This window comes from Jatrophihabitans sp., from assembly GCF_036000465.1.
Lineage (GTDB): Bacteria > Actinomycetota > Actinomycetes > Mycobacteriales > Jatrophihabitantaceae > Jatrophihabitans.
Genome location: NZ_DASYFV010000011.1, coordinates 68,261 through 93,545, shown reverse-complemented (window position 1 = coordinate 93,545; position 25,285 = coordinate 68,261). Strand labels below are relative to the sequence as shown.

The 25,285-nt window shown below is 72.3% G+C and carries 24 protein-coding genes; 17 read left to right on the top strand and 7 right to left on the bottom strand.

Annotated elements, in window-relative coordinates; genetic code table 11:
* Nucleotides 1–51: 51 nt before the first annotated feature.
* The 5 genes from VGN18_RS03860 (at nt 52) to VGN18_RS03840 (ending at nt 4,653) form a co-directional block, all read left to right on the top strand.
* Nucleotides 52–945, top strand: a complete 894-nt coding sequence (locus tag VGN18_RS03860; protein WP_414655012.1) for a serine protein kinase RIO — start codon at nt 52–54, stop codon at nt 943–945.
* Between the two features lie 17 nt (nt 946–962).
* A complete protein-coding gene (locus VGN18_RS03855) occupies nt 963–2,339 on the top strand; it encodes a mycothione reductase (protein WP_327538318.1) in 1,377 nt (458 codons plus the stop codon).
* A 9-nt stretch (nt 2,340–2,348) separates the two neighbouring features.
* Nucleotides 2,349–3,602 carry a DUF4032 domain-containing protein gene (locus VGN18_RS03850; RefSeq protein ID WP_327538317.1) on the top strand — a complete coding sequence of 418 codons (1,254 nt, stop codon included), beginning with the start codon at nt 2,349–2,351 and terminating at the stop codon, nt 3,600–3,602.
* A gap of 10 nt (nt 3,603–3,612) precedes the next feature.
* On the top strand, nt 3,613–4,278 hold the full coding sequence (locus VGN18_RS03845) for an MBL fold metallo-hydrolase (RefSeq protein ID WP_327538316.1): 666 nt from the start codon (nt 3,613–3,615) through the stop codon (nt 4,276–4,278).
* 87 nt (nt 4,279–4,365) lie between these two features.
* Nucleotides 4,366–4,653, top strand: coding sequence for a hypothetical protein (locus VGN18_RS03840; protein ID WP_327538315.1), 288 nt, complete (start codon nt 4,366–4,368; stop codon nt 4,651–4,653).
* Nucleotides 4,654–4,657: 4 nt separating this feature from the next.
* Here VGN18_RS03840 and VGN18_RS03835 read toward each other — a convergent pair whose 3' ends face one another.
* The 4 genes from VGN18_RS03835 to VGN18_RS03820 form a co-directional block, all read right to left on the bottom strand.
* Complete coding sequence (locus tag VGN18_RS03835; protein ID WP_327538314.1) at nt 4,658–7,225, bottom strand: EAL domain-containing protein; 2,568 nt, start codon at nt 7,223–7,225, stop codon at nt 4,658–4,660.
* 32 nt (nt 7,226–7,257) lie between these two features.
* Nucleotides 7,258–9,138 carry a S8 family serine peptidase gene (locus tag VGN18_RS03830; RefSeq protein WP_327538313.1) on the bottom strand — a complete coding sequence of 627 codons (1,881 nt, stop codon included), beginning with the start codon at nt 9,136–9,138 and terminating at the stop codon, nt 7,258–7,260.
* 172 nt (nt 9,139–9,310) lie between these two features.
* Nucleotides 9,311–9,934: a sigma-70 family RNA polymerase sigma factor gene (locus VGN18_RS03825; RefSeq protein ID WP_327538312.1), complete on the bottom strand. Its 624-nt coding sequence runs from the start codon at nt 9,932–9,934 to the stop codon at nt 9,311–9,313.
* Nucleotides 9,935–10,134: 200 nt separating this feature from the next.
* Nucleotides 10,135–10,668 carry a MarR family winged helix-turn-helix transcriptional regulator gene (locus VGN18_RS03820; RefSeq protein WP_327538311.1) on the bottom strand — a complete coding sequence of 178 codons (534 nt, stop codon included), beginning with the start codon at nt 10,666–10,668 and terminating at the stop codon, nt 10,135–10,137.
* Between the two features lie 63 nt (nt 10,669–10,731).
* Here VGN18_RS03820 and VGN18_RS03815 point away from each other — a divergent pair, with 63 nt between their 5' ends.
* Genes VGN18_RS03815 through VGN18_RS03805 form a run of 3 tightly spaced genes read left to right on the top strand, consistent with a single transcriptional unit; the run spans nt 10,732 to nt 12,572 of the window.
* Nucleotides 10,732–11,361, top strand: a complete 630-nt coding sequence (locus tag VGN18_RS03815) for a LysE family translocator (protein WP_327538310.1) — start codon at nt 10,732–10,734, stop codon at nt 11,359–11,361.
* Nucleotides 11,362–11,396: 35 nt separating this feature from the next.
* Entirely contained in the window at nt 11,397–12,224 is an 828-nt protein-coding gene (locus tag VGN18_RS03810; RefSeq protein ID WP_327538309.1) for an alpha/beta hydrolase, read from the top strand.
* Between the two features lie 36 nt (nt 12,225–12,260).
* Nucleotides 12,261–12,572: an STAS domain-containing protein gene (locus tag VGN18_RS03805; RefSeq protein ID WP_327538308.1), complete on the top strand. Its 312-nt coding sequence runs from the start codon at nt 12,261–12,263 to the stop codon at nt 12,570–12,572.
* Nucleotides 12,573–12,623: 51 nt separating this feature from the next.
* Here VGN18_RS03805 and VGN18_RS03800 read toward each other — a convergent pair whose 3' ends face one another.
* Nucleotides 12,624–13,016 carry a DUF2237 domain-containing protein gene (locus VGN18_RS03800; RefSeq protein WP_327538307.1) on the bottom strand — a complete coding sequence of 131 codons (393 nt, stop codon included), beginning with the start codon at nt 13,014–13,016 and terminating at the stop codon, nt 12,624–12,626.
* A 94-nt stretch (nt 13,017–13,110) separates the two neighbouring features.
* Between VGN18_RS03800 and VGN18_RS03795 the strand changes: the two genes are divergently transcribed.
* Nucleotides 13,111–13,596 carry a PH domain-containing protein gene (locus tag VGN18_RS03795; protein ID WP_327538306.1) on the top strand — a complete coding sequence of 162 codons (486 nt, stop codon included), beginning with the start codon at nt 13,111–13,113 and terminating at the stop codon, nt 13,594–13,596.
* A complete protein-coding gene (locus VGN18_RS03790) occupies nt 13,593–15,137 on the top strand; it encodes a PH domain-containing protein (protein WP_327538305.1) in 1,545 nt (514 codons plus the stop codon). The genes VGN18_RS03795 and VGN18_RS03790 overlap by 4 nt, the downstream gene beginning before the upstream one ends.
* Here the strand turns inward: VGN18_RS03790 and VGN18_RS03785 are convergent.
* Nucleotides 15,085–15,717, bottom strand: coding sequence for a TetR/AcrR family transcriptional regulator (locus tag VGN18_RS03785; RefSeq protein ID WP_327538304.1), 633 nt, complete (start codon nt 15,715–15,717; stop codon nt 15,085–15,087). The genes VGN18_RS03790 and VGN18_RS03785 overlap by 53 nt on opposite strands.
* 86 nt (nt 15,718–15,803) lie before the next feature.
* Between VGN18_RS03785 and VGN18_RS03780 the strand changes: the two genes are divergently transcribed.
* The 7 genes from VGN18_RS03780 (at nt 15,804) to VGN18_RS03750 (ending at nt 24,593) form a co-directional block, all read left to right on the top strand.
* Complete coding sequence (locus tag VGN18_RS03780; protein WP_327538303.1) at nt 15,804–17,141, top strand: cytochrome P450; 1,338 nt, start codon at nt 15,804–15,806, stop codon at nt 17,139–17,141.
* 89 nt (nt 17,142–17,230) lie between these two features.
* On the top strand, nt 17,231–18,067 hold the full coding sequence (locus VGN18_RS03775; protein ID WP_327538302.1) for an NAD(P)-dependent oxidoreductase: 837 nt from the start codon (nt 17,231–17,233) through the stop codon (nt 18,065–18,067).
* Between the two features lie 6 nt (nt 18,068–18,073).
* Nucleotides 18,074–19,714, top strand: coding sequence for an acyl-CoA synthetase (locus VGN18_RS03770; protein WP_327538301.1), 1,641 nt, complete (start codon nt 18,074–18,076; stop codon nt 19,712–19,714).
* A gap of 149 nt (nt 19,715–19,863) precedes the next feature.
* Nucleotides 19,864–20,793 carry a hypothetical protein gene (locus VGN18_RS03765; protein WP_327538300.1) on the top strand — a complete coding sequence of 310 codons (930 nt, stop codon included), beginning with the start codon at nt 19,864–19,866 and terminating at the stop codon, nt 20,791–20,793.
* A gap of 38 nt (nt 20,794–20,831) precedes the next feature.
* Complete coding sequence (locus tag VGN18_RS03760) at nt 20,832–22,514, top strand: DUF885 domain-containing protein (RefSeq protein WP_414655010.1); 1,683 nt, start codon at nt 20,832–20,834, stop codon at nt 22,512–22,514.
* On the top strand, nt 22,507–23,274 hold the full coding sequence (locus VGN18_RS03755; RefSeq protein ID WP_327538298.1) for a glycerophosphodiester phosphodiesterase family protein: 768 nt from the start codon (nt 22,507–22,509) through the stop codon (nt 23,272–23,274). Before VGN18_RS03760 ends, VGN18_RS03755 begins: the two co-directional genes overlap by 8 nt.
* The gene (locus VGN18_RS03750; RefSeq protein ID WP_327538297.1) at nt 23,271–24,593 is read left to right on the top strand and encodes an MFS transporter; all 1,323 of its coding nucleotides are present in this window, start codon (nt 23,271–23,273) and stop codon (nt 24,591–24,593) included. The genes VGN18_RS03755 and VGN18_RS03750 overlap by 4 nt, the downstream gene beginning before the upstream one ends.
* Here the strand turns inward: VGN18_RS03750 and VGN18_RS03745 are convergent.
* Nucleotides 24,590–25,270, bottom strand: coding sequence for a DUF3159 domain-containing protein (locus VGN18_RS03745; protein ID WP_327538296.1), 681 nt, complete (start codon nt 25,268–25,270; stop codon nt 24,590–24,592). The two genes, VGN18_RS03750 and VGN18_RS03745, sit on opposite strands and share 4 nt — an antisense overlap.
* Nucleotides 25,271–25,285 lie beyond the last annotated feature (15 nt).

Below are 25,285 nucleotides of genomic sequence, written 5' to 3'. Positions count from 1 at the left end.
GCGGCTCGCCTGCGGCCGTGCGAGAGGAGGTGTCCCGGATGTCCATCACCGTTGCCCGGGTGCCCTTCGTCGCCACCCTTCCCTCACCGCGCTGACGGACCTCCGGCGGCGCGTCCTGCCGCAGGAGAAACCACCGTGTTCGCAGATCGACCTCTCGACGACCAGCAACCGTTCGTCGAACCCGACTACTCGTCCTGGGACATCGCCCAGCACGGCCCCGAGCCCCGGCCCGACTGGCTCGTCACCGACCGCAACGCCATCGACACCGAGCTCGGCCTCCTCAAGACCGGCAAGGAGGCCGACGTCCACCTCGTGCACCGCGGGGTGCCCGGGGGCGACGAGTGCCTGCTCGCCGCCAAGCGCTACCGCACCGCCGAGCACCGCATGTTCCACCGCGACGCCGGCTACCAGGAGGGCCGCTCGACGCGGCGCACGCGCGACGTCCGGGCCATGGAGGGCCGCACCACCTACGGGCGGCACCTGCTCACCGGCAAGTGGACGCTGGCCGAGTTCAGCGCGCTCGGGCAGCTGTGGGCGGCCGGCGTGCCGGTCCCCTACCCCGTGCAGTGCCTCGAGACCGAGCTGATGCTCGAGTTCATCGGGGACGACGACGGGAGCGCTGCGCCGCGCCTGGCCCAGTGCCGCCCGTCACCGGCCGAGCTCGACGACCTGTTCACCCAGTGCGTCGACGCCATGATGATCATGGCCCGGGCCGGCTACGCGCACGGCGACCTGTCGGCCTACAACATGCTCGTCCAGGACGGCCGGCTCTACCTGATCGACGTCCCGCAGATCGTCGATCTGGTGTCCAACCCGCAGGGGCCCGGCTACCTCGAACGCGACTGCCGCAACGTGTGCAGCTGGTTCGCCGGGCGCGGCCTGCGCACCGCCGAGTTCGACCTGCTGTTCGGCGACCTGATGGCCGAGGCGGTGGCGCGGTGGTGAGTCGGTAGTTTCGAGGGGTGCCGCACTACGACCTCGTCATCATCGGTTCCGGTTCCGGGAACTCGCTCGTCACGCCCGAGCTCGACGACTGGAACATCGCCATCGTCGAGGAGGGCGTCTACGGCGGCACCTGTCTGAACGTGGGCTGCATCCCGACCAAGATGTTCGTCTACCCGGCCGACCTCGCCGACAACGCCGCCCACTCGGCGCGCCTCGGCCTCACCCCGGTGCGTCTGACGGCCGACTGGCGCTCGATCCGCGACCGCGTGTTCGCCCGCATCGACCCGATCTCGGCCGGCGGTCGCGAGTACCGGGCCACCGGCACGCCGAACGTCACGCTGTACGAGGCGCACGCCGAGTACGTCGCGCCGGGCACGTTGCGGCTGTCGACCGGCGAGACGATCACGACCGATCGCGTCGTGCTCGCCACCGGCTCCCGGCCGGTCGTCCCCGACGAGATCACCGCGTCGGGCGTGCCGTTCCACACCTCCGACACCGTCATGCGCGTCGACGATCTGCCCCGCCGGCTCGTCATCCTCGGCGGCGGTTACATCGCGGCAGAGTTCGCGCACGTGTTCGCCGCCTTCGGCGTGCACGTCACCGTCGTGGCCCGCTCCGGCCTGCTGCGGCACATCGACCACGAACTCGCCGAGCGGTTCACCGAGGTCGTGGGCGACCACTGGCACCTGCGGTCCGGGGTCACCGCGGTCTGCGCTCGCGACGACGACGGCGAGATCACCGTCGAGCTCTCCGACGGCACCACGGTCAGCGGCGACCTCCTGCTCGTCGCCACCGGGCGCCAGCCCAACTCCGACCGGCTCGGCCTGGCCGCCGCCGGGGTGAAGGTCGACGACGAGGGTCTCGTCGTGGTCGACCAGTACCAGCGGACGTCGGCCGAGGGCGTCTGGGCCCTGGGTGACGTGTGCAACGCCCACCAGCTCAAGCACGTCGCCAACCACGAGGCCCGCGTGGTCGCGCACAACCTGGCGCACCCCGACGACCTCGTCGCGGCCGACCACCGCTTCGTCCCGGCCGCGGTCTTCACCCATCCGCAGCTCGCCGGCGTCGGGTACACCGAGCAGCGGGCCCAGGAGGAGGGCGTGCGCTACGTCGCCGTCACGCAGGCGTACGGCAGCACTGCGTACGGCTGGGCGATGGAGGATTCCTCGAGCGTCTGCAAGCTGCTCGCCGACCCCGCCACCGGCCGGCTGATCGGTGCACATCTCATGGGTGAGCAGGCCTCCACGCTGATCCAGCCGCTGATCCAGGCCATGAGCTTCGGGCTGGGCGTGGCCGAGATGGCCCGCGGCCAGTACTGGATCCACCCGGCCCTCACCGAAGTGGTTGAGAACGCGCTTCTCGCGCTGCCCCTGGACGTAACGTCCGGGCCCTAGGCTGCCCGGGTGAGCACGTACCGCCTCACCACCCTGGGGACGAACACCGACCTGCTCACCCTGCCGTTCGGCCAGCCGCTGGCCGACTGGGTCGACGACCGGATCGTGCACGTGCCCCGCGGCATCTCGCGCCACGTCGTGCGCTTCGTCGAGGCCGGCGGCGAGATCTTCGCCATCAAGGAGGCCACCGACCGCTTCGTGCTGCGCGAGCACGGCCTGCTGCGCGCGCTGGCCGAGCGCAAGGTGCCGGTCGTCGAGGCCTACGGGACGGTCGTCGAGCGCAGTACGGACGACGGCGAACCGCTCGGCGGCCTGCTGATCACCCGGCACCTGACCTTCTCCCAGCCGTACCGGTCGCTCTATACGGGCCGCACCCTGCCCGACCGGCGCGACCGGCTCATCGACTCGCTCGCCGCGCTGTTCGTCCGGCTGCACCTCGCCGGGTTCTACTGGGGCGACTGCTCGCTGTCGAACACCCTGTTCCGGCGCGACGCCGGGGCGCTGGCCGCCTACCTCGTCGACGCCGAGACCGGCGAGCTGCACGAGAAGCTGACCGACGGCCAGCGCGAGCACGACATCGAGATCGCGGTCATGAACATCGCCGGGGAGATCTTCGACCTGCAGGCCGCCGGGCTGGTCGACGAGGACCTCGACGTCGGCGAGGTCATCGAGGCCGTGCGCAGCCGCTACTCGAGCCTGTGGGACGAGCTCACCGACGACATCCTCATCCCGCCGGGCGAGAACTACCGCATCAACGCGGCGCTGCGCCGGCTCAACGACCTCGGCTTCGACGTCTCGGAGCTGTCGATCAAGACCGAGCCCGACGGCCTGCGGCTGCACTTCGACACCCACGTCGTCGAGGCCGGCCACCACCAGCGGGTGCTGTTCGAGCTGACCGGGCTGAGGGTGCAGGAGAACCAGGCCCGCACCCTGCTCGGCGACCTGTGGCGGTTCAAGGCGAAGTGGGAGTCGGCGCTGGGCCACGAGGTCTTCCCCGACCAGGCCGCGCGTCGCTGGCTCGACGAGAAGTTCTACGACACCGTCGGACGGGTGCCCGCGGAGCTGCGCGGCAAGCTGCCCGACGCCGAGCTGTTCCACGAGATCAGCGAGCACCGGTGGCTGCTGTCGGAGGAGCAGGGACGCGACGTCGGCCGCTCGGCCGCCGTCGCGTCGTACGTGAACACGGTGCTGCGCGACTTGCCCGACACCCGGGTCGACCTCTCCGGCCCACCGACGGAGGAGTTCGCGCCCGTCTTCGACTAGCGTCGCCGCTATGTCTGACACCTATACGGGCGAGGTCACGGTCGGCGGTGCCCCGGACGTCCGCCGGCTGCCCGGCCTGACCATCGTCAAGCTCGCCGTCGGCCCGATGTCGAACAACGCCTACCTGCTGCGCTGCACGCGGACCGACGAGGGGCTGCTCATCGACGCGGCCAACGAGGCACCGCGCCTGCGCGAACTCATCACGTTCGAGGGTCCGCCGGTGTCGGCGATCCTCACCACCCACCAGCACTGGGACCACTGGCAGGCGCTGGCCGAGACCGTCGATGCCGCCGGCGCCGCGGTCTACGCCGGCGACGAGGACGCCGACGAGCTTCCTGTCGCCGTCGACGAGCGCCTGCACCACGGCGACGTCATCACCGTCGGCGATCTGTCGCTCGAGATGATCCACCTGCGCGGTCACACGCCTGGCTCGATCGCCGTGCTCTACCGCGACCCCGAGGGAGCCGCGCACCTGTTCACGGGCGATTCGCTGTTCCCCGGTGGCGTCGGCAAGACCGGCTCACCCGAAGACTTCACCTCGCTGATCACCGACGTCAGCGAGCGGGTGTTCGAGGTGCTGCCCGACGACACCTGGTTCTACCCCGGGCACGGCAACGACTCGACGCTCGGCACCGAGCGCCCGCATCTCGACGAGTGGCGCGAACGCGGCTGGTGAATCGGCCGTTCGGGCTCAAGTTCTGCCGCGCGGAGTCGATCTTGACCGAAGCGGGTTGGATCGGTCGAAACGAGCACGGCGATGAGCATGGACAAGCACGACCAGCAACGAGTTGCGGGCACCATCCGCTCCTCGTTCGACGCGACCCTGCGCGACCTCTCGAGGGATGACGGGCCGGCCGTCGCCGAGGTCGTCACCGCGTCGTACCGGCGGCTCGCGGCCGAGATGGCGCGCGGTTTCGCCGAGACCGACGCGCGCTTCAGCGTGGACGCCTTCATGACCGATGCGCTCGGACGCGCGGAGGGCCAGCACGCGCTGCGGCTGTACGAAGCCGTCTACGTCGGCCGCCGGACCACCGCAGATCGGCGCTCGTAGCCCGTCATCCGGCCCGAGGCGGCTCGACGAGCTCCGTCTCGGGCACCGGGACGACCGACCGGTGCGACGAGCGCGCGCCGAGCGCCACCCGGTGACCGTTCCGACCGACCGGGCGGCGCACCGGCCCGACCACCTCGCGGGCGGCCTCGCGGATCTGGTCGCTCGAGCCCGGGCGACCGAAGTGCCAGCCCTGGGCGACGTCGCAACCGAAGGCCTGCAGCGCGGCGACGTGCGCCGGCGTCTCGACCCCCTCGGCGACGACGCGGATGCCGAGGCCGTGGGCGAGCTCGATGGTGGCCCGCACGATCGCCGCGTCGCTGTCGCAGCGGGTCATCGCCATGACGAACGTCTTGTCGATCTTGATCTCGTTGACCGCGACCCGCTGCAGGAACGCGAGCGACGAGTACCCGGTGCCGAAGTCGTCGACGGAGAGCTTGACCCCGATGCGGCGCAGACGGCCGAGCACGGCCTCGGTCGCCTCGGCGTCGGTGATCATCGTCGTCTCGGTCAGCTCGAGCACGAGCAGCTCGGCCGGCAGGCCGAAGCGCGCGAGGATCGACTCGACCTCCCCGGGCAGCTCCGGATCGAGCAGGTTGCGGGCCGAGAGATTCACCGAGACGGGCAGGTCGAGGCCCTCCGCGTGCCAGACCGTGGCCTCGGCGATCGCCTGCTCCAGCACGGTCGAGGCGAACTCGCGGGTGAGGCCCGACCGCTCGACGAGATCGATGAACTCCACCGGCCCGAGCAGGCCGCGCGTCGGGTGGTTCCACCGGGCCAGGGCCTCGGCGCCGATGACGCGGTAGGTGACGAGATCGACCTGGGGCTGGAAGTGCAACAGGAACTGGCGGTCGGCGATCGCGTCGCGCAACTCGGCGGCCAGCGTGATGCGACTGACGGTGTGGTCGTCACGGTCGCTGCGGTACCGCGCGACCGAACCCCGGGCCGTCTTGGCCTGGTACATGGCCATGTCCGCCCGACGCAGCAGGTCCTCGGCCGTGAGCCCGTCCTCGGGGTACACGGCGACGCCGATGCTGCCGCCGACGGCGAGGTCGAGTCCCTCGTAGTCGACCGGCTGGTTGACCGCTCGCAACATCTCCTCGGCGATCAGCTCGGCCGCGGCGGCGCCGTCGATGTCGGACAGCAGGATCGCGAACTCGTCGCCGCCGAGCCGCGCGAGCAGGTCGTGCTCGGCGGTCCGGCGGTCGAGCCGCTCGGCGACCTTGCACAGCACCATGTCGCCGGCGTGGTGCCCGAGGGTGTCGTTGATCTCCTTGAAGTGGTCGAGGTCGATCAGCAGCAGCCCGACGGTGCCGCCCGTTCCGGCGGCGGCGGCCAGGGCCTGCTCGGCCCGGCTATGCAGCACCCTCCGGTTGGCGATGCCGGTCAACGTGTCGCGCGTGGCCTCGTACGCGCTGCGGTCGGCCTGGTAGCGCATCTCGCTGTACAGGCGGGCGTTCTGCAGGCTGACCGCGACGCCGCGGGCGAAGGTGCCGAGCACCCGTTGATGCCGTGCCGGTAGCGGCAGGTTGTCGTGCAGACCCAGTCGCAGGACGCCGACCGTCGTGGGCAGACCGCCGATGGGCACGCTGAGCATCACGTCGACGATCGCCCGCTGGTCGGCCCCGCGGTCGTCCGGCAGGGGCAGCTCGTGCCCCTCCGAGGACGTGCCGTCGCTGTGGTGGCGGAACACCCGGGCGGTGTCGAGCGATTCGTGGCTGAGCGCGAGCTCGGCGAACTCGACCTTGAACAGCGACACCGCCCGCGAGACCGCCGAGGCGGCGACGCCGGCCGCGTCGAGCCGGGTGAACTCCTTGACCGCAGCGTCGAGCTGGCGCCACACCTCGCTGTCCTCGAGCGCACCGTGGTACGCGCGGTAGGACAGGTACAGCAACACGATGCAGAACGGGATGAGCACGACCGCGCTCCCGCGCCACGACGCGTAGACGAGCAGCAGTGCGACGACGGTGTTGCCGGCGAGCAGGCCCGCCTTCAGGGCGAGGCCCTCGCGCACGACGACCCGCACCGGCAGCCCCCGCACGGTGGCGATCACCGCCGACACCGACAGGGTGTTCCATGCGAAGACGGCCACCGCCGCGACGGCGAGCGCGACGCCGAAGCGGACGTTGCCGGCCCGCTCGACATCGTCGCTACCGGCGATGACGAAGACGCACACGCAGGCGAGCACGGCCTCGACCGCGATGGAGGCCGCGTTGAAGGCGATCTTCATCGGATCGCGCCGGGCGAACGCCTGGGCGACGATCATGCCGACCGGGCAGGCGATCGTGACCCACGGCCACGGCGTGAGCACCAGGCCGACGACGATGGCCGCCTCCGACCAGGTGAGGGTGTAGTTCTCCCGTCCGTACCGAAGGTGCATGACGGCGGTGTCGCTGACGGCCACGAGAACGACCGTCAGCAGCGTCGGCAGGATCGCCGGCACGCCGGGCCTGCCTCCCGGAAGGAACCACGCCACCAGGACCGCCGACACGCCGAGCAGCACGGTTCCACCGACGATCGCGTGCAGGCGACGCGATTCCGGTCGGACCGGTGGCCGGTCGGACGGGTCGGGCATGGCGGGACCTCCGGTACGGACGGGAAGGGTGATCAGCTGCTGGTCTCGCCGATGACCCGCAGACCGGGCGCCGGCTCGTCGCCCCACCAGGCGGTGAGGAACGCGACACCCCCGAGACCGCTGCTCCAGCTGCCACCCGTCCACGACGCACCGGTCCACGAAGCGCCGGTCCAGGACGCCCCGGTCCACGACGCCCCGGTCCACGACGCGCCCGTCCAGGACGCCCCGGTCCAGGACGCCCCGAACCATGAACCGCCGGTCCACGAGGCACCGGTCCACGAGGCGCCGGTCCAGGACGCACCGGTCCACGAGCCGCCGGTCCACGAGGCACCGGTCCAGGACGCCCCGGTCCAGGACGCACCGGTCCAGGAGGCGCCCGTCCAGGACGCCCCGGTCCAGGACGCGCCGTCCCACGGCTGGCACCGCACGTCGATCTCGCCCTGGATGACGGTGGTGACGCCGTTGCAGTCGGTCTGCACGTTGTGGCCGCCGCGGCTGGCCTCGAGCGAACCGAGCCCGTTCGAGACCGGGGTCTGCGTCTGCGCCGGGCCGCCCGGCACCCCCAGCGCACCGGCGAGGTCCAACCGGCCGGCACCCTGGCGCTGCACCGGCGTCTTCGCGATCGGCCGGGCCGTCCGGGTCAGGATGCGCTTGACCTGGTCGGGCGTGAGGTCGGGTCGGGCCTGCAGCAGCACGGCGACCGCGCCGGAGGTCACGGCCGCGGCCTCGGACGTGCCACTGCCCTTGATGTAGCTCGGCGCCACGAGCGCGTTCGGGTTGTCGGCCTCGACCTGCGAACCATACGAGCGCAGGGCCACGATCGTGCGCCCCGGGGCGACGAGGTCGGGCTTCGCGTAGCCGGCGGACGTCGGGCCGCTCGAACTCCACGGCGTGACGCTGTCGGCGCCGGTGGTGCTGTTGTCGGCGGCCTGGTACGCGCCCGCGGTGATCACCATCGGGTCGTCGGCCGGCTTGAGCACGCTGCCCGGCTGCGGCCCGCTGTTGCCGGCGGCGACCACGACCACGATGCCCTGCTGCCACAGCCGCTCGACGGCGTAGTCGAGCGGGTCGACCGTCGGGGACTGCGTCGACGGCGTGCCCCACGAGAGGTTCAGCACCCGGATGTTGAACTCCGACGCGTAGGCCGACACCCAGTGCATGGCGGCGAGCACGGTCGAGACGTCGGTCGCCCCGTTGCGTCCGGCCACCTTGACCGAGACGAGCGTGGCGCCCGGCGCGACGCCGGTGCGCGGGTCGCCGCCGGAGCGGCCGGCCGCACCGTTGCCGCCGATGATGCCGCCCATGACGGTGCCGTGACCGTAGGTGTCGATGTAGGTGCCCTCGCCGGAGAGATCGGGGCCGTAGACGACCCGGCCCGCGACGTCACCCATCGGCGAGATGCCGGTGTCGATGACGGCGACACCGATGCCCCTGCCGGTGTCGCCGCGCTTCCACACCGGCACGACGCCCGACTCCCGGACGAAGTCCGACGAGGTGGAGGTGAGGTCGGCGTCGGACCCGGCGCGGCTCTGGAAGCGCACGCTCGAGTTCGGGGTGATCGCGAGGACGGACGCGGCGCAACCCAGGTGAGCCACGGCGGCGGTGGGGAGAACCGCGCGAACCCCGTCCACCATCGGCAGGGCGCGGAGCTCGTGCCCGCCCGCCGACCGGACGGCCGCCAGCGTCGCCGCGTCCGCGCCCGGGCGGCCCACGACGATCACGTCACTGCGCGCCGAGCGGGCCGAGGTGACGGCCGGGTCGACCCGGGACGAGCACGAGGAGCCGGCGGCCGGAGCGGCGGCAGCTGACCCCGCCGTCAGGCCGAGCGCTCCGGCGGCGAGCGCCAGCCCGACAGCCACGGTGCGCCGGGCGGGTAGGGCCCGCGGCACCGAGGTACGAGGTGTCAACAGCATGTTCGTTCCCTCCGGGTCAGTACGAATGCACTGCTCTGGAGAGAGCAATCGGCTCTACCTCGGAAGAACATGAGCTGGGGGCCCGGGTTCGGGGAAATCTGCGGGTCTGGGTGGACCGGCGCAGCCCGTTCGCCGGCGCACCTCTTGTGAGCCGGCGGGACCGGCTGATCGGTCAGGCGGCGGCGGTGATGCCCTCGGCCTCGAGGACGGCGACGAGCGCGCGCAGGGCGCGGTGCTGCAGGCTCTTGACCGCACCCTCTCGGCACCCCATGACCACGGCGGTCTCCTTGAGCGAGAGCTGCTGGATGAAGCGCAGGGTGATGCACTGCCGCTGCTGCGCGCTGATCGACTGCAGGGCGTCGACGATGTCGCGGTCGGCGAACTGCTCGAGCGCGATGGACTCCGCGCTCGGGGCCTGCTCCCGGCCGTCCAGGCAGTCGTCGGTCACCAGTTCGTACCGGGCCCGGGCCGACTTCGCGTCGTCGAACACGAGGTTGCGGGCGATCGTGACCAGCCAGGCGCCGATGTCCTGACCGCGGTAGGAGATCGAGTGGATGCTGCGCAGCGCCCGGGTGAAGGCCTCGCTGGTGATGTCCTCGGCGCGCTGCTGGTGCCGCACGCGGGAGAGCACGAAGCGGTAGACGACGTCGACGTAGCGGTCGTAGAGCTCGCCGAACGCGTCGGCGTCGCCGCCCTGCACGCGCTCCACCAGGAGCCAGCGCTCACCCCGATCGACGATCTCGTCCGAGTCGTGGGTGGTGACGGTGATGGGGTCGAGAACCTGGCAGACGGTCATGATGCCCTCCTGGCAGTTCGCAGGCGCGCCGAAGAGACGCTCATGGCGTCGTCCTCTTCGGTGATGCACGACCCGGGTCGGCTCCCGGAATCGCTCCGATCCGTTCCAGATCGGCTGCTCAGAAAGTATCTTCCTGGCAAGTAAAATCTATGTCAAGCACATTCGGCCATGTCGGACCAGGTCGTGCCGACCGGGCACGCTCAGCGCGGCGCGCGGCGGCGTTCCTGGCGGCTCGGGTCGAACGGCGCCGGGCCCGACGCAGCGGCCGGTTCGACCTCGATCGCCGAACCATGGACGGCGGCGAGCGCGCGCAGGACGGTCGCCGCGACGGCGAGATCGGCCGCACTCACCGGACCGAGCAGGCAGGCCCGCAGCGCGTCGTCGTACAGCGCCGACGCCCGGGTCGCGAGGGCCCGGCCGGCGTCGGTCAGCGTGGCGTTGACGACGCGCCGGTCGTCGCTGGAGCTGCGCCGGTCGATGAGACCCTCGCGGGCCATCCGGTCGGCCAGCTTGGTGAACCCGCCGGACGTCATGGAGATCTCGCGGGCCAGCAGCGTCATCGGCAGCGCATGGTTGTCGGCGTGGAGCAGCAGGTGGAGCACGTCGTAGAACTGCGGGGAGACGCCCGAGGCCTCGAGCGCGGCGTCCAGCCGGCGCCGCGTCACGTCCACGCCCGCCACCATGTGCCGCCACTGGTCGACAAGGGTCGGTTGCTCGGGCTCGCGGGCAGGCATGGCCCCACCGTAGCCACGCTGACACCCATCGGACCCGAACGACGCACGCCTATCGTGATCGCCATGACGTGGTCCGCCTACGGTTCGTTCCTCGCCTTCGCCGTGGTGCTCGTGCTGATCCCGGGCCCCGACTTCGCCGTCGTCACCCGCAACACGCTCGCCGGGGGCCGACAGCGGGGGGTGTGGAGCGCGGTCGGCGTCGCCTGCTCGAACACCGTGCAAGGGGTGACCGCGGTCGCCGGCCTGGGCGCCGTCATCGTCCACATCGAGCCGCTCTTCCAGACCGTCAAGTGGGCCGGCATCGCCTACCTGCTCGTCCTCGGGGTGCAGGCCTTCCGGTCGGCGCGCCGGGGCGAGTACGTCCTCGTGCCCGCCGCCGGGAGCGACGGCTCGCGAGCCCGGTCGAGGGGCTTCCGGCAGGGCTTCCTGTCCAACATCACCAACCCGAAGGTGCTCGTCTTCTACCTCGCCGTGCTGCCGCAGTTCCTCGGCCGGCACGCCCCGGTCGTCACGCTGCTGGTGTTCGCGCTGAGCCACGCCGCGCTCTCGCTCACCTACCTGTCCACCCTCGTCACCGGGCTGAGCCGGGCCCGCCTGCTGCTGGCCCGCCGCTCGGTCCGCCGCGGCCTCGACCTCGCGACCGGCACCGCACTGATCGGCTTCGGCGCCCGACTCGCCACCGAACAGGTCTGAAACGCCTTCGACACGGCCTGCGAGGATCGGCGTCGATGCCTTCCTTCGCCGCACCCGACCGCACCGAGCTCGCGTACACCGAGATCGGCCGGGGCTCCCCCGTGATCTGTCTGCCCGGCGGCCCGATGCAGGACTCCGCCTACCTCGGCGATCTGGGCGGCCTGTCGAGCGCCGTCCGCCTGATCCGCCTCGACCTCCGCGGCACCGGGTCGTCGCAGCAGCCGACCGACCCGCAGTCCTACCGGTGCGACCGGCAGGTCGACGACGTCGAGGCGCTGCGCGCGCACCTCGGCCTCGAACGCGTCTCGGTGCTGGGGCACTCGGCCGGCGCGAACCTCGCCCTGCAGTACGCGGCCCGCTTCCCCGATCGCGTCGAGCGGCTGGTGCTGATCACGCCGAGCACCTTCGGCGTGGGGCTCCCGGCCGGTTCCGAACAGCGGCGCGCGATGGTGCGGCTGCGCCGCGACGAAACCTGGTACCCCGAAGCCGCCGCCGCGTTCGAACGGGTCCAGACCGGCGACGCGCGCGACGCCGACTGGCACGCGCTGACCCCGTTCACCTACGGCCGCTGGGACGCCGCCGCCCGGGCCCACGATGCGGCGGTGGTCGGCCACGACGAGGCCGCCGACGTGTTCCGCGAGGGCTTCGACCCGCCTGCCCTGCGCGCCGGGCTGTCCGGCGTGACCGCTCCGGCCCTCGTGCTCGCCGGTGCGGTCGACATCGCCGGGCCGCCCGAGGTGCTGGCCGAGCTGGCCGCACTGCTGCCGAACGGGTCGCTCGTCGTCCAGCCCGCCGCGGGGCACTTCCCGTGGCTCGATGACCGCGACACCTTCGTCTCGACGGTGGCCGGCTTCCTGAGCTGAACGCGGGTCTCGTACGCGGGGCTTACGCTTCCCGACGTGACCGAACCCGCGGAGCCGACCGCTGGGACCGTCCGGATCGCATGGTCCGGCGCCCTCGACCTTGCCAATGCCACCGGCCTCGGGCGTGACGCCCGAGCCGCCCTCGACACCGACGGGGTGACCCTGCTCGTCATCGACCTCGCCGACGTCAGCTTCATGGACTCGACCGTGCTCGGCGAGCTGGTCGCGATCCTGACCCGGGCCACGGACCGCGGCGCCCGGGTGCGCCTGCAGAACGTGCCGTCGCGCGTCAAGGTGCTGCTCGACGTCACCGGGGTCGGCACGCTGTTCGAGGACGACCCCGCCTGATCGCCCGTCGCCGGGTCCGCCGTCACTGGGCACGCCAACGGAAAGGTTCGCTCACCCGAGGCCACCGGGGTCGGCCGGCACGTCGACGGCGTAGCGACGCAGCGTCTCGAGCGGCACGACGGCCAGGGCGCGCTCGTTCGTGGCGGCGAGGACGACCGGCGGCGCGACACCGTCGGTGTAGGCCTGCAGCCAACGCACGGCCACGACGCACCAGCGGTCGCCGGGGTACAGCCCCGGGAACGCGAACTCGGGACGCGGCGTGGACAGGTCGTTGCCGACCCGCTGCTGGTGCTCGAGAAACTCCCGCGTCGCCACGGCGCAGATGGTGTGGCTGCCCGCGTCCTCGACCCCGCTCGTGCAGCACCCGTCGCGGTAGAAGCCGGTGAGCGGGTCGGTGCCGCACTCCTCCAGCTCGCCGCCCAACACGTTGCGGTCGGTGGCCATGATGGGAGTCTGGCGCACGGCCGTGACACCTGTCATCGGCCGACGCGGTGTGCAAGCCCTGCTTCCGCGCCCGCCGGGTTGACAGCATGGAGGCGTGATCGATCTCGAACTGCGGGCCCCGACGCAGCTGGCCAGTTCGCGGGCCCGCATCTACTGGACGGTCCGGGCGCTGCCCGGCTGGATCGCCGTCGCGCTCGTCGAGACGCTCGCCCTGCTCGGTGCGACGGCCGGTGTGGTCATCCCCGTGGTCGCGGTCTCGGCCGCCCTCGCGTTCGGCCACCTCGCGGTCATGCCGCAGTGGCGCTACCGGGTGCACCGCTGGGAGATCACCGACGCCGCGGTCTACACCCAGACCGGCTGGTTCACCCAGGAGCGCCGCATCGCGCCGATGGCCCGCATCCAGACGGCCGACACCCACCGTGGCCCGATCGAGCAGCTGTTCGGGCTGGCCAACGTCACCGTCACGACCGCCTCGGCGAAAGGACCACTGAAGATCCACGCGCTCGACCTCGGGGTCGCCGAGCGCATCGTCGAGCACCTCACGCATCGCGCGCAGCTCTCGGCCGAGGACGGCACGTGATCGAGGTCGCGCCACCGCTCGAGGACGCGACCTGGCACCGGCTCAGCCCGCGGATGCTGCTGGTGCACCCGGTCGTCGAGCTGCTGCGGGCCCTGCCGGCGCTCGCCGGGGTGGTGCTCGCCGGCAGCTCGAACGGCCACGGCAGCCGGTGGGGTCTCGTCGCCGTGGGCGTCGTCGCCGTCCTGTCGCTCTCGCGCTGGTTCACGACACGGCTGCGCATCAGCGACGACCAGGTGCAGCTGCGCCACGGGCTGCTGCGGCGCCGCACAACGGCCACCCGGCGCGACCGCATCCGCACCGTCGACGTCACCGCGCACCCGCTGCACCGGGTGCTGGGCCTGGCCCGGGTGGTCATCGGGACGGGCACCTCCGACCGTCGCGGTGGGGGCCGGATCGTGCTGGACGGTCTGACCGTCGACGCGGCGCGGGCGCTGCACGCCGACCTGCTGCACCGCGCGAGTCCGGCCGCCGAACCGACGGCCGGGCCGGTGGCCGGCGGCGCACCCGAGCCGGCGCACGAGATCGCCCGGCTCGATCGGCGCTGGATCCGCTACGGGCCGTTCACCCTGTCCGGCGTGCTCACCGGCCTGGTGCTGTTCGGGTTCCTGCAGCGACTGCAGGGCGAGTCCGGCGTCGACGTGCTGCACAGCGGACCCTGGCGCACGATCACCCGCGACATCGCCGGGTGGCCCACGCCGGTCGTCGTCGGGGTGGTCGCGCTGGCCCTGATCGCGTTCGTCGCGATCAGCTCCACGGCCGGGTACGTCCTGGCCTTCTGGAACTTCCGGCTCGTCCGTCACGACGGCGGCACGCTGCAGGTCACCCGCGGGCTGGTGACCACCCGGGCCACCAGCATCGAGCGGCGGCGCCTGGTCGGGGCCGAGATCTCCGAGCCGCTCGTGCTGCGCGCGGTCGGAGGCGCCCGGTCGACCGTCGTCGCCACCGGACTGCGCGTCGGGCGCGGGGCGGAACGGGGCGGCGAGGTGCTGCTGCCGCCGGCCCCGAAGGCCGACGCCGAACGGGTTGCCACCGCGGTGCTCGACGGCACGCCCGCCATCACCGCAGAGCTGGTACGGCACGGGCCGCGGGCGCGGACCCGCCGGCTGATCCGCGCCGTCGCGTCGGCCCTGCTCCTGCTCGGCCTGCTGGTGCTCGGCTACCTCAGTGGCGGATCGACGGTCGTGATCGGTGTCGGTGCCGTGCTGGTTGTCGCGTCCGTACCTCTAGGTACGGACCGGTACCGCAGCCTCGGCCACGCTGCGGTCGACGGCTACCTGGTCACCCGCTTCGGCTCGCTGGTCCGTCGGCGGGTGGTGCTCGACGGCGACGCCGTGATCGGCTGGAACCTGCGCACGAGCTTCTTCCAGCGGCGGGCCGGGCTCACCACTCTGACGGCCACCACGGCCGCGGGCCGGCAGGGGTACTCGGTGGTCGACGTCGCGCCGGCCGAGGCGCTCGCCGTGGCCGAGACCCTGGTTCCCGGGCTGCTCAGCCCGTTCGTCCGAGTCCCTCGCCCAACGCCCCGAGCCACAGCCGGGTGAGGTGATCGACCAGGGCGGCGCGGGACATGCGCAGCCGCCCGGCCAGCGTGGCCTCGATGACCTCGGCCGCGCCCCCCATCAGGAACAGGGCCGTCGCCCTGGCCTCGCGACGCTGGCCCGGATCCTGGGCCGACAGTGCCGACAGGTTGTCCATCATCAGGTCGGCGAAGTCGGTGACCACGCGATGGCGCCGTTCGCGCAGCGGACCGTGCCCGGCCGCGGCGACAAGGAAGGCGTTGGCCTTGCGCGCGTCGGTCACCACCACCCCGTAGCCGGCGTCGACCGCGGCCCGGACCTGCGCCGCCGTGTCGTCGCCGGCCGATGCGACGCCGGCGAGGGCCGCCGCCGCGACCTCGTCGACCACGGCGTCGACGGCGGCCACCAGGAGCGCGTCGAGGTCGGCGAAGCTCTCGTAGAAGTACCGGGGGGTCAGCCGGGCGCGGGCGCAGATCGAGCGGACGCTCACCCCCGACAGCCCGTCGTCGTGCAGGCAGTCGAGCGCGGTGTCGAGAAGGGTGGCGCGCCGCAGCTCGCGCCGCTCGTCGGCCGATACCCCGCGGTATGCCCGCGTGCTGGTCACACCGATTCCCGCCTCTCGCCGCATATTGACAACGACTGTTATCACACTAGGGTCGGAGACCGGATCCGGCAACGATCGGGGTGGCTATGACAACGACCGAACGCACCACCGGCACCACTCTGCGCGACATCCCGGGTGACGCAGGACCGCCGATCATCGGCTACACACTGCAGTTCGCCGGCGGCAAGCTGACCGCCGACCGGACGCGCTACGACAAGTACGGCCCGGTGTCGTGGAGCAGGGCGTTCGGGCGCACCTGGATCTCGGCCCAGGGGCCTGAGGCCGCGGGCGCCGTGCTCTCCAACCGCGACCACGCCTTCGACAGCGGCCCGGGCTGGTCGTTCCTCATCGGCCCGTTCTTCCGGCGCGGCCTCATGCTGCTCGACGGCCCCGAACACCACCGCCACCGTCGCATCATGCAGGAGGCGTTCACCGCCCAGCGGCTGGCCGGCTACCTGGAGCCCCTCAACGAGACGCTCGCGGCCGGGATCGCGGCCTGGCCCCGGACCGGCAGCCTGGCGTTCTACCCCGCGATCAAGCAGGTGACCCTCGACGTCGCGACCCGAACCTTCATGGGCGCGCAGGCCGACCACGAGGCCGACCGTCTCAACCGGGCGTTCGTCGACTGCGTCCAGGCGGCCACTGCTCCGATCCGGCTGCCGATCCCCGGGCTGCGCTGGCACAAGGGCCTCGTCGGGCGCCGGTTGCTCGAGAACTACCTGCGCCCCCAGCTCGCCGAGAAGCGCGCGGGCGACGGCAACGACCTGTTCAGCGCGCTGTGCCACGCCCGCAGCGACGAGGGTGAGGCGTTCAGCGACGACGACGTCGTCAACCACATGATCTTCCTGCTCATGGCCGCGCACGACACCTCGACGATCACGCTGACCTCGATGGCCTACTACCTGGCCAGGAACCCCGAGTGGCAGGAACGCTGCCGCGAGGAGTCCTTCGCGCTCGGCACCGAGCACGTCGCCTACGACGACCTGGACCGGCTCGTCGCGCTGGACCTCGTCATGAAGGAGTCGATGCGCCTCGTCGTCCCGGTGCCCGGAGTCATCCGCCGCGCCAACAAGGACACCGAGCTCCTGGGCTACCGCGTCCCGGCGAACACCATGGTCACCGCGCAGCTGTGGACCGTGCACCACCTCGAGGAGTTCTGGCCCGACCCCGAGCGATTCGACCCGGGCCGCTTCTCCGAGGAGCGGCGCGAGGACAAGGTGCACCGCAACGCGTTCATGCCGTTCGGGCACGGCGTGCACAAGTGCATCGGCATGTACTTCGGCGGCATGGAGGTCAAGGCCGCCATGCATCAACTGCTGCAGCGCTACCGCATCTCCGTCCCGGCCGGCTACGAGATGCCGGTCGACTGGACGTCGCTCCCCCGGCCTCGGGACGGGCTGCCGATCACGCTGCACCGGCTCTGAGCCCGGACCCCGGCGGGTGGCAGGATCGCCCCCGGATCCTCCCCTGCCGACCCGGACCGGGCCGGCCTCCCCGCAGACAGGCGGTAACAGTGTCCTCGAGCAAGCCTCTCGCCGGCCGCACCATCATCATGTCCGGCGGCAGCCGCGGTATCGGTCTGGCCATCGCGGTCCGCTGCGCCCGCGACGGTGCGAACGTCGCGATCCTGGCCAAGACCGACCAGCCCGACCCGCGCCTGCCCGGCACGATCCACACGGCGGCCGAGGAGATCGAGGCGGCCGGCGGACAGGCCCTGCCGATCCTGGGCGACGTCCGCGAGGAGGAGTCGGTGGCCGCCGCGGTCGCCCGGACGGTCGAGCGCTTCGGCGGCATCGACATCGTGGTCAACAATGCCTCGGCCATCAACCTCAGCAACATCGGCGACCTGCCGGCCAAGCGCTACGACCTCATGCTCGACATCAACGCGCGCGGCACCTTCCTGCTGACAAGCCACGCACTCCCCCATCTCGCCAAGTCCGAGAACGCGCACGTGCTCACGCTGTCGCCGCCGCTGAACATGGACCGCAAGTGGCTGGCCGCGCACGCCCCCTACACAGTCAGCAAGTACGCGATGACGATGCTGACGCTGGGGGTCGCCGAGTCGCGCCGCGACGAGGGCATCGCCGGCAACTGCCTGTGGCCCCGCACCCTGATCGCCACCGCCGCCGTGCAGAACATCGTCGGCGGCGACCAGGCGATGGCCGCGGCGCGGCGTCCGGAGATCATGGCCGACGCGGCCTACGAGATCCTGACCAAGCCCGCCCGCGAGTGCACCGGCAACACCCTCATCGACGACGAGGTGCTGCGCGACACGGGCGTCACCGACCTGAGCCAGTACCGCTACGGCGAGGGTCGGGAAGAGGACCTGCAGCTCGACATCTTCCTGTAGCCCGGCATGCGCCTGCCCACGCCCGAGCGGGCCGAGCTGCTCGTCGACCAGCTCAAGCGGTTGCCCACCACTCTCCACGAGGCCGAGGTGCTGCGCCGCACCGGGCTGATCCCGCTGTTCCGCCCGGACGAGATCGCGTACAGCCTCTACTCGATGCGGCGGTGGGGCATCCTCGCCGCCGCGATCCGCATCGCCACGCGACGCACGCCCGACGCGCTCGGACTGGTCGACGAGCGGGGCGAGCTGACCTTCCGCGAGCTCGACCGGCGCTCGAACGCGCTGGCTCGGGCGTGGAGCGAGCGCGGGCTCGACGACTCGTCGGTCATCGCCCTGCTGTGCCGCGACCACCGCGGGCTCGTCGAGTCGATGTTCGCCGCCGGCAAGCTCGGCGCCAAGGTGCTGCTGATGAACACCGGCTTCGCCAAGCCGCAGTTCGCCCAGGTGAGCGAGCGCGAAGGCGTCTCGGCCCTCGTCTACGACACCGAGTTCACCGACATCCTCGGTGACGTGCCGTCGTCGATCCCGCGCTACCTGGCCTGGGTCGACGACGGCGCGACCGCCGCGCACGAGACGCTCGAGGACCTCATCGCCGCGACGAGCGACGCCGACGTGCGCCGCCCGCGCACCATCGGCGGCCTGGTGCTGCTGACCAGCGGCACGACGGGCACGCCGAAGGGCGCCCCGCGGCAGGTCAGCTCGCCCTTCGCCGCCGCGCAGTTCCTCGACCGCATCCCGCTACGGCGCGGTGAGCGCACCTTCCTCGGCGCCCCGCTGTTCCACGGCACCGGGCTGTCGCAGTTCCTGCTGACGCTGGCGCTCGGCTCGACGACGATCGTGCGCCGCCGCTTCGACCCGGTGGCGACGCTCGAGCTGCTCGCGCGGTACCGCGTCGAGGAGCTCGTGGTCGTGCCGACGATGCTGCAGCGCATCCTGGCGCTGCCCGAGGACACCATCCGTCGCTACGACACGTCGGCCCTGCGCATCGTCTTCTGCGCCGGCTCCGCGCTCGCCCCTGAGGTCGGGAACCGGGCCACCGAGCTGTTCGGCGACGTCGTCTACAACCTCTACGGCTCCACCGAGGTCGCGGTCGCGACGGTGGCGACCCCGGCCGACTGGAGGCAGGCCCCCGGGACGGTCGGGCGAACCCCCGTGGGCTGCACGGTGCGCCTGTACGACGACGCCGGCCGGCACATCACGAAGCCGGGGACGATCGGCCGGGTCTTCGTGGGCAGCGGACTGAAGTTCAGCGGCTACACCGGCGGCGGCGGCAAGGAAGAGATCGACGGCCTGCTCTCCTCCGGCGACGTCGGCCACTACGACACCGACGGGCTGCTCTTCATCGACGGGCGCGACGACGACATGATCGTGTCGGGCGGCGAGAACGTGTTCCCGGCCGAGGTCGAGAACCTGCTGCTCGAGCACCCGGCGGTCGACGACGCCGCCGTCATAGGCGTGCCGGACGAGGAGTTCGGGCAGCGGCTCAAGGCGTTCGTCGTGCTGCGCGACGACGCCGCCCTCGACGCCGACGCGGTGCGGGCCCACGTGAAGGCCGAGCTGGCGCGCCACAAGGTGCCTCGGGACGTCGAGTTCGTGCCGACCCTGCCCCGCAACGCCACCGGCAAGCTGCTCCGGACGATGCTGCGCTGATCCTCGTGCGGCACTGGCCCTTCGGGCAGACGTGTATCGCGCCCGCTTGACGCGGCTCCTGACGCACCGAACGATGAACGCGCCGACCCCACAGAATCGAGACGACCGATGAGCGACGTTTGCGGAGCGAGCGGTCGGGGTGAGGATCGATGAGCGACCAGGGTTACGGGAGCGGACCGGCTCCGGAGTTCGGCCAGCAACCGCAGCCGCCCTACGGGGACCCCGCGGCGCCGTCGGAGCCGTACCCGACCCAGGAGTTCCCGGCCCCGCCCCACGGCGAGCCGCCGTACGGGCAGCCGCCCCAGTACGGGCAAGCGCCCCCGTACGGGCAGGCGCCTCAGTACGGGCAAGCGCCTCCGTACGGGCAGCCGCCCCAGTACGGCACACCCCCGCAGTACCCGCAGCAGCCCTACGGCCAGCCGGCCTACGGCCAAGCGCCGCAGGGGCCGCCGCAGTACGGCTACGGCACCCCGCCGGGCAGCCCGCCGCAGTACGGTCCCTACACCGGATCCGCCCCGGCGGGCGCGGGTCGCGGGCCCAACAGAGGCCTGCTCGCCGCCGTCGGGGTCGTCGTCCTGGCCGCCGTCGTTGTGGGCGCCCTCGCCATCGGCGGCGTGTTCAGCTCCGACTCGAAGTCGACCGTCAACTCGACGAGGTCGGTCCCGGCGGGGCGACCCACCTTCTCGGTGCCGTCGTCGTTCCCGGTGCCGAGCATCAGCGTGCCGCTGCCGTCGGACCTCTCGCTGCCCGTGACCCTCCCGTCCGACCTGGGCAGCCTGCCGGCCCAGCTCGGCAACTTCTGTGCGAGCAGCACGTCGGCGTCGACGACCGCCCTCACCTACGTCGGTGCCGCCGAGATCGGTTCGGCCCAGATCGCCCAGGGCTGCGTCTACCAGGACACCGTGTCGCCGTCGGTGACGCAGAGCATCTCGGGCGGGTCGATCTACTCGCCGCAGGACATCGGCGGCGGCGGCCCGGTGTTCCACTTCACCAGCATCGACGGCAAATCGCAGCTCACGGTCACGGTCGCCCGGCAGTCCGACGGCAAGTTCTACGTCGTCAAGGTGGTCAAGAGCTGATCGAGGAGTCCTGGCTGTCCTCGCACCCGGACGGCAGGATGACCGGGGTGACCTCCTCCGCGACGCCCCCCGGCCGGCTTCCGGCGATCTGCGCCGAGGCCCTCACCGGTCGGCTCGAGCGCAGCCCGGTCGACGCCACCTACCTCGGTGACCACGGGCGCGACGGCCGCCTCGACGACCCGTCCGAGTCGGCCGCCCGGCGACGCGCGGCCGAGCTGCGCACGCTGCTCGCCGAGCTCGGCACGCTCGAACCCGACGACCCGGACGACCGGGTCGATGCCGCGATGCTGCGCACCGTGCTCGCCGCCGAGCTGCTCGAGCTCGACGAGCTGGGCGAGGCCGAGTGGAACCCGATGGAGCACAACCCGGGCAGCGGGTTGCACGCCCTGCTCAGCCGCGACTTCGCCCCGCTGGGCGAGCGCCTCGACGCCGTGGTGCAGCGCCTCGCCGCGGTGCCCGACTACCTCGCGGCGGCGCGGGAGCGGCTGTCGACGATGTCGTCGATCCACCTGCAGACCGCACTGGGTCGCCTCGACGGCACGATCGCGCTGATCGACACCGGGGTGGCCGCAGCGCTGGACGAGGTGCCGGCGCAGCGCGACACCGTCACGCCCGCGGCCGCCGGGGCGCGACAGGCGCTCGTCGAGCACCGGGAGTGGTTGGCCGCGCAGGCCGGGACCGCCACCCGCGACCCGCGCATCGGCCCGGACCTCTTCCGGGCCAAGCTCGCCCTCACGCTCGACACCGCGTTCGACCCGCCCACGCTGCTCGCGCGGGCCGAGGCCCACCTCGCCCGCATGCGGCACGAGATCGTCGAGCACGCGGGGCGTTACGCCGGGGTCGCCGAGCCGGACGACGACACGGTACGGCGGGTGCTCGACGAGCTCGCGGCCGACGCCCCGACCGACAGGACGATCCTGGGGCTGTGTCGCGACGCCCTGCGCGACACGACGTCGTTCGTCCGCGACCACGACCTCGTGACGGTCCACGACGACCCGATCGCGATCGTCGACATGCCCGAGATCGATCGCGGCGTCGCTGTCGCGTACTGCCGGCCGAACGGGCCGCTCGAGGCGACGTCCCTGCCGACCGAGTTCGCGGTCTCGCCGACGCCGGCGGACTGGAGCGCGGCGCAGGTCGCTTCGTTCTACCGCGAGTACAACGCCCACATGCTGCAGAACCTCACCGTCCACGAGGCGATGCCGGGCCACGCCCTCCAGCTCATGCACGCCAACCGCTACCGCGGGCGCACCCCGGTGCGCGCAGTCTGGTGGAGCGGCACGTTCGTCGAGGGCTGGGCGGTCTACAGCGAGGAGCTCATGGCCGAGCGCGGCTACCGCACCGAGGTCTCGCCCCGCGCCGCCGCCGCGGTACGGATGCAGCAGTTGAAGATGCAGCTCCGCACGACCATCAACGCCATCCTCGACATCCGCTACCACTGCGACGACCTCGACGAGGCCGGGGCGATGTCGCTGATGATGCGCCAGGGCTTCCAGGAGCAGGGCGAGGCGGCCGGCAAGTGGCGCCGCGTGCAGCTGTCCTCGACCCAGCTGTGCACCTACTTCGTCGGCTGGACCGAGGTGCGCACTCTCGCCGACGACCTGCGCCGGGCCCACCCCGGCTGGTCCGAGCGCCGCCGGCACGACACGATGCTGGCGCACGGGTCGCCGCCGGTCCGGCACATCCGTCGCCTGCTCGGACTGCACCCCGCCGATGGCTGACGCCGGCTTCCTCGACGATCCGGGTCCGCTCGCCTTCGCCCACCGAGGCTTCGCGCCCGACGGCGCCGAGAACTCGATGGCCGCGTTCGAACGGGCCGTGGCGCTCGGCTACCGCTACCTCGAGACCGACGTCCGGGTCACCGCCGACGGCGTCGCCCTCGCCTTCCACGACGCCACTCTCGACCGGGTCACCGACGCCCGGGGGCGCGTCGACGCCCTGCCCTGGGCGGTGGTGCGCCCGGCCCGCATCGGCGGCACCGAACCGATCCCGCTGCTCACCGACGTCCTCGACGCCTGGCCCGGGACCCGCATCAACCTCGACGTGAAGTCCGATCGCGGCATCGGCCCGACCGTCGAGGCGATCCGCCGCACCGGCACGCTGAACCGGGTCTGCGTCGGCGCGTTCTCGGGCCGGCGGGTGGGCGCGGTCCGGCGGGCCCTGGGCCCGCAGCTGTGCACCTCCCTCGGCCCGCGCGAGGCCCTCGGCCTGCGGCTGCTGGCCCGCCGCGGCCCGGTCGGGCGCCTCGCCGGGCGCTGTGCCCAGGTGCCGGCCCGCCTCGGTCGCGTCCCGTTCGTCGACGCCGGCTACCTCGCCGCGGCCGCGCGCCTCGGCGTACCGGTGCACGTGTGGACGGTCAACGACCGCAGCGAGATGACCCGCCTTCTCGATCTCGGCGTCCACGGACTCATGACCGACCGGGCCGACGTGCTGCGCGAGGTGCTGGTCGAGCGGGGCGAGTGGACGGGCGGGACAGCGTGACCGCTGTCGCCGAGCGCACCGACCGCGCCCGCAAGGGCTGGTACCTCTACGGCTGGGCGAGCCACACCTTCCCCACCGTCGTCGTCACCGTGTTCATGTCGCGCTACCTGACTTCGGTGGCCGAGAACGCGGTCGGCCGGAACGGCCGCGTGCACGTGCTCGGGCTGCCGATCGCGCCGGGCAGCCTGTTCGCCTACACCGTCACCGCCTCCACGGTCGTGCTTGTCCTGCTCATGCCGCTGGTCGGCGCCGTCGCCGATCGCACCCGGCGCAAGCGCGACATCATGCTCGGCTGCGGGTGGGTCGGCGCCGCGGCCTGCGTCGCGATGGTCGCCGTCGCCGGCACGAACTGGGCCCTCGGGGTCGGGTTGTTCGCGGTCGCCTTCCTCGGCTACAGCTGCTCGATCGTGGTCAGCTACTCGCTGCTCGTGGATCTGTCCGTCGCCGCGGACCGTGACCGCGCGTCGTCGGTCGGCTGGGCGATCTCCTACATCGGCGGCGGCCTGCTGCTCGCGGCCGACTTCGCCCTGAGCCTGTTCGTCGACAAGCCGACGCTGGCCCGGATCGCCCTGTGCACCGCGGGCCTGTGGTGGATCCTGTTCAGCCTGCCGGTACGGCGGATGCTGCCGCGAGAGCTCGGCACGGGTATCGGCACCGCCCGCTCCGGATCGTTGCTGGCCGAGGGTTTCGGCCAGCTCGCCGCGACCGTCCGGCACGTGCGCGGCTTCCCGCTCACGCTCGCCTTCCTCGGCGCGTTCCTCGTCTACAACGACGGCATCGAGACGGTGACCACGGTGGCCGCGCAGTACGGCGACAAGGAGCTGCAGCTCTCCGACACCGTCCTGCTGCTGGGCATCCTGCTCGTGCAGTTCGTCGCCTACGCCGGCGCGCTCGGCGTCGGCCGCCTCGGCGAACGCATCGGGGCGAAGCGGGTCGTGCTCGGCACGCTGGTCGTGTGGATCGTCGCGGTCGGCATCGCCTACGAGCTGCAGGTCGGGGTGGCCTGGCAGTTCTTCGCCCTCGCCGGGCTGATCGCGCTGGTGCTCGGCGGCAGCCAGGCGCTGTCGCGCTCGATCTTCTCGCGGCTGATCCCGGCCGGCTCCGAGGCCCAGTACTTCGCCTTCTACGAGATCAGCGACGCCGGCACGTCGTTCCTCGGCCCGCTGCTGTTCGGCCTCGCCTACCAGAACACCGGCAACTACCGCAGCGCGCTGATCTCGCTGGTCGTCTTCTTCGTCGTCGGCTTCGTGCTGCTGCTCCTCGTCCCGGTGCGGCGCGGCATCGTGGCGGCCGGCAACCCGCCGCCGGAGCGGATCTAGGCCGTCGCCGGCCGGGTCCACCGCACGGTGATGCCCTGCCGGCGCGTGGTGCGCCGGAACACGAGGTACGACGTGAGCACGGCGGCGACCGTGATCACCGGGCCGAGCACCGACTTGAGCACGATGAAGCCGGTCAGGGACGCGCTCGTCAGCAGCCACAACGTGCCGACGGCGTTGACCAGGTAGGTCGCGGCCCAGACGAGCGAGATGCGGCCGAAGAAGTTGTCGGCCCGCAGCCGCTCGGAGAGTTCGGCCGGGAACGGGCAGAACTCGTGGGCGAGGCGGTCGAGGATCGGCCGCCCGGCCAGCGCCGTGGTGGCGAACGCGGTGGCGGTCGCGACGGTGCCGGCGACCGGCTGCACGAAGTAGAGGAACGCGCTGCCGGTGAGGAAGGTGACCACGGCGCGGACGGAGAGCAGCCCGGCGCCGAGCATCGCCGCGGCCAGCACGGGCTTACGCCGCATGATCTTGGCCAGCAGGCCCGCGTAGTACCAGCCGACGGTGGTGAGGACGGCGGCGCGGAGTCCGAACCGCGCCATCGTCGCGTAGAAGACCGCCATCGGCAGGAGCGAGACGAGGGTGGTGGTGCGCAGGGCGTGCAGGGCGATCGGGCGCCAGCCCGGCATGTCGATGACCGTGGGCGACGGGGCGGGCCGGGTCACGTCAGGGCGGGTCACGGGCAGCCTCCGGCC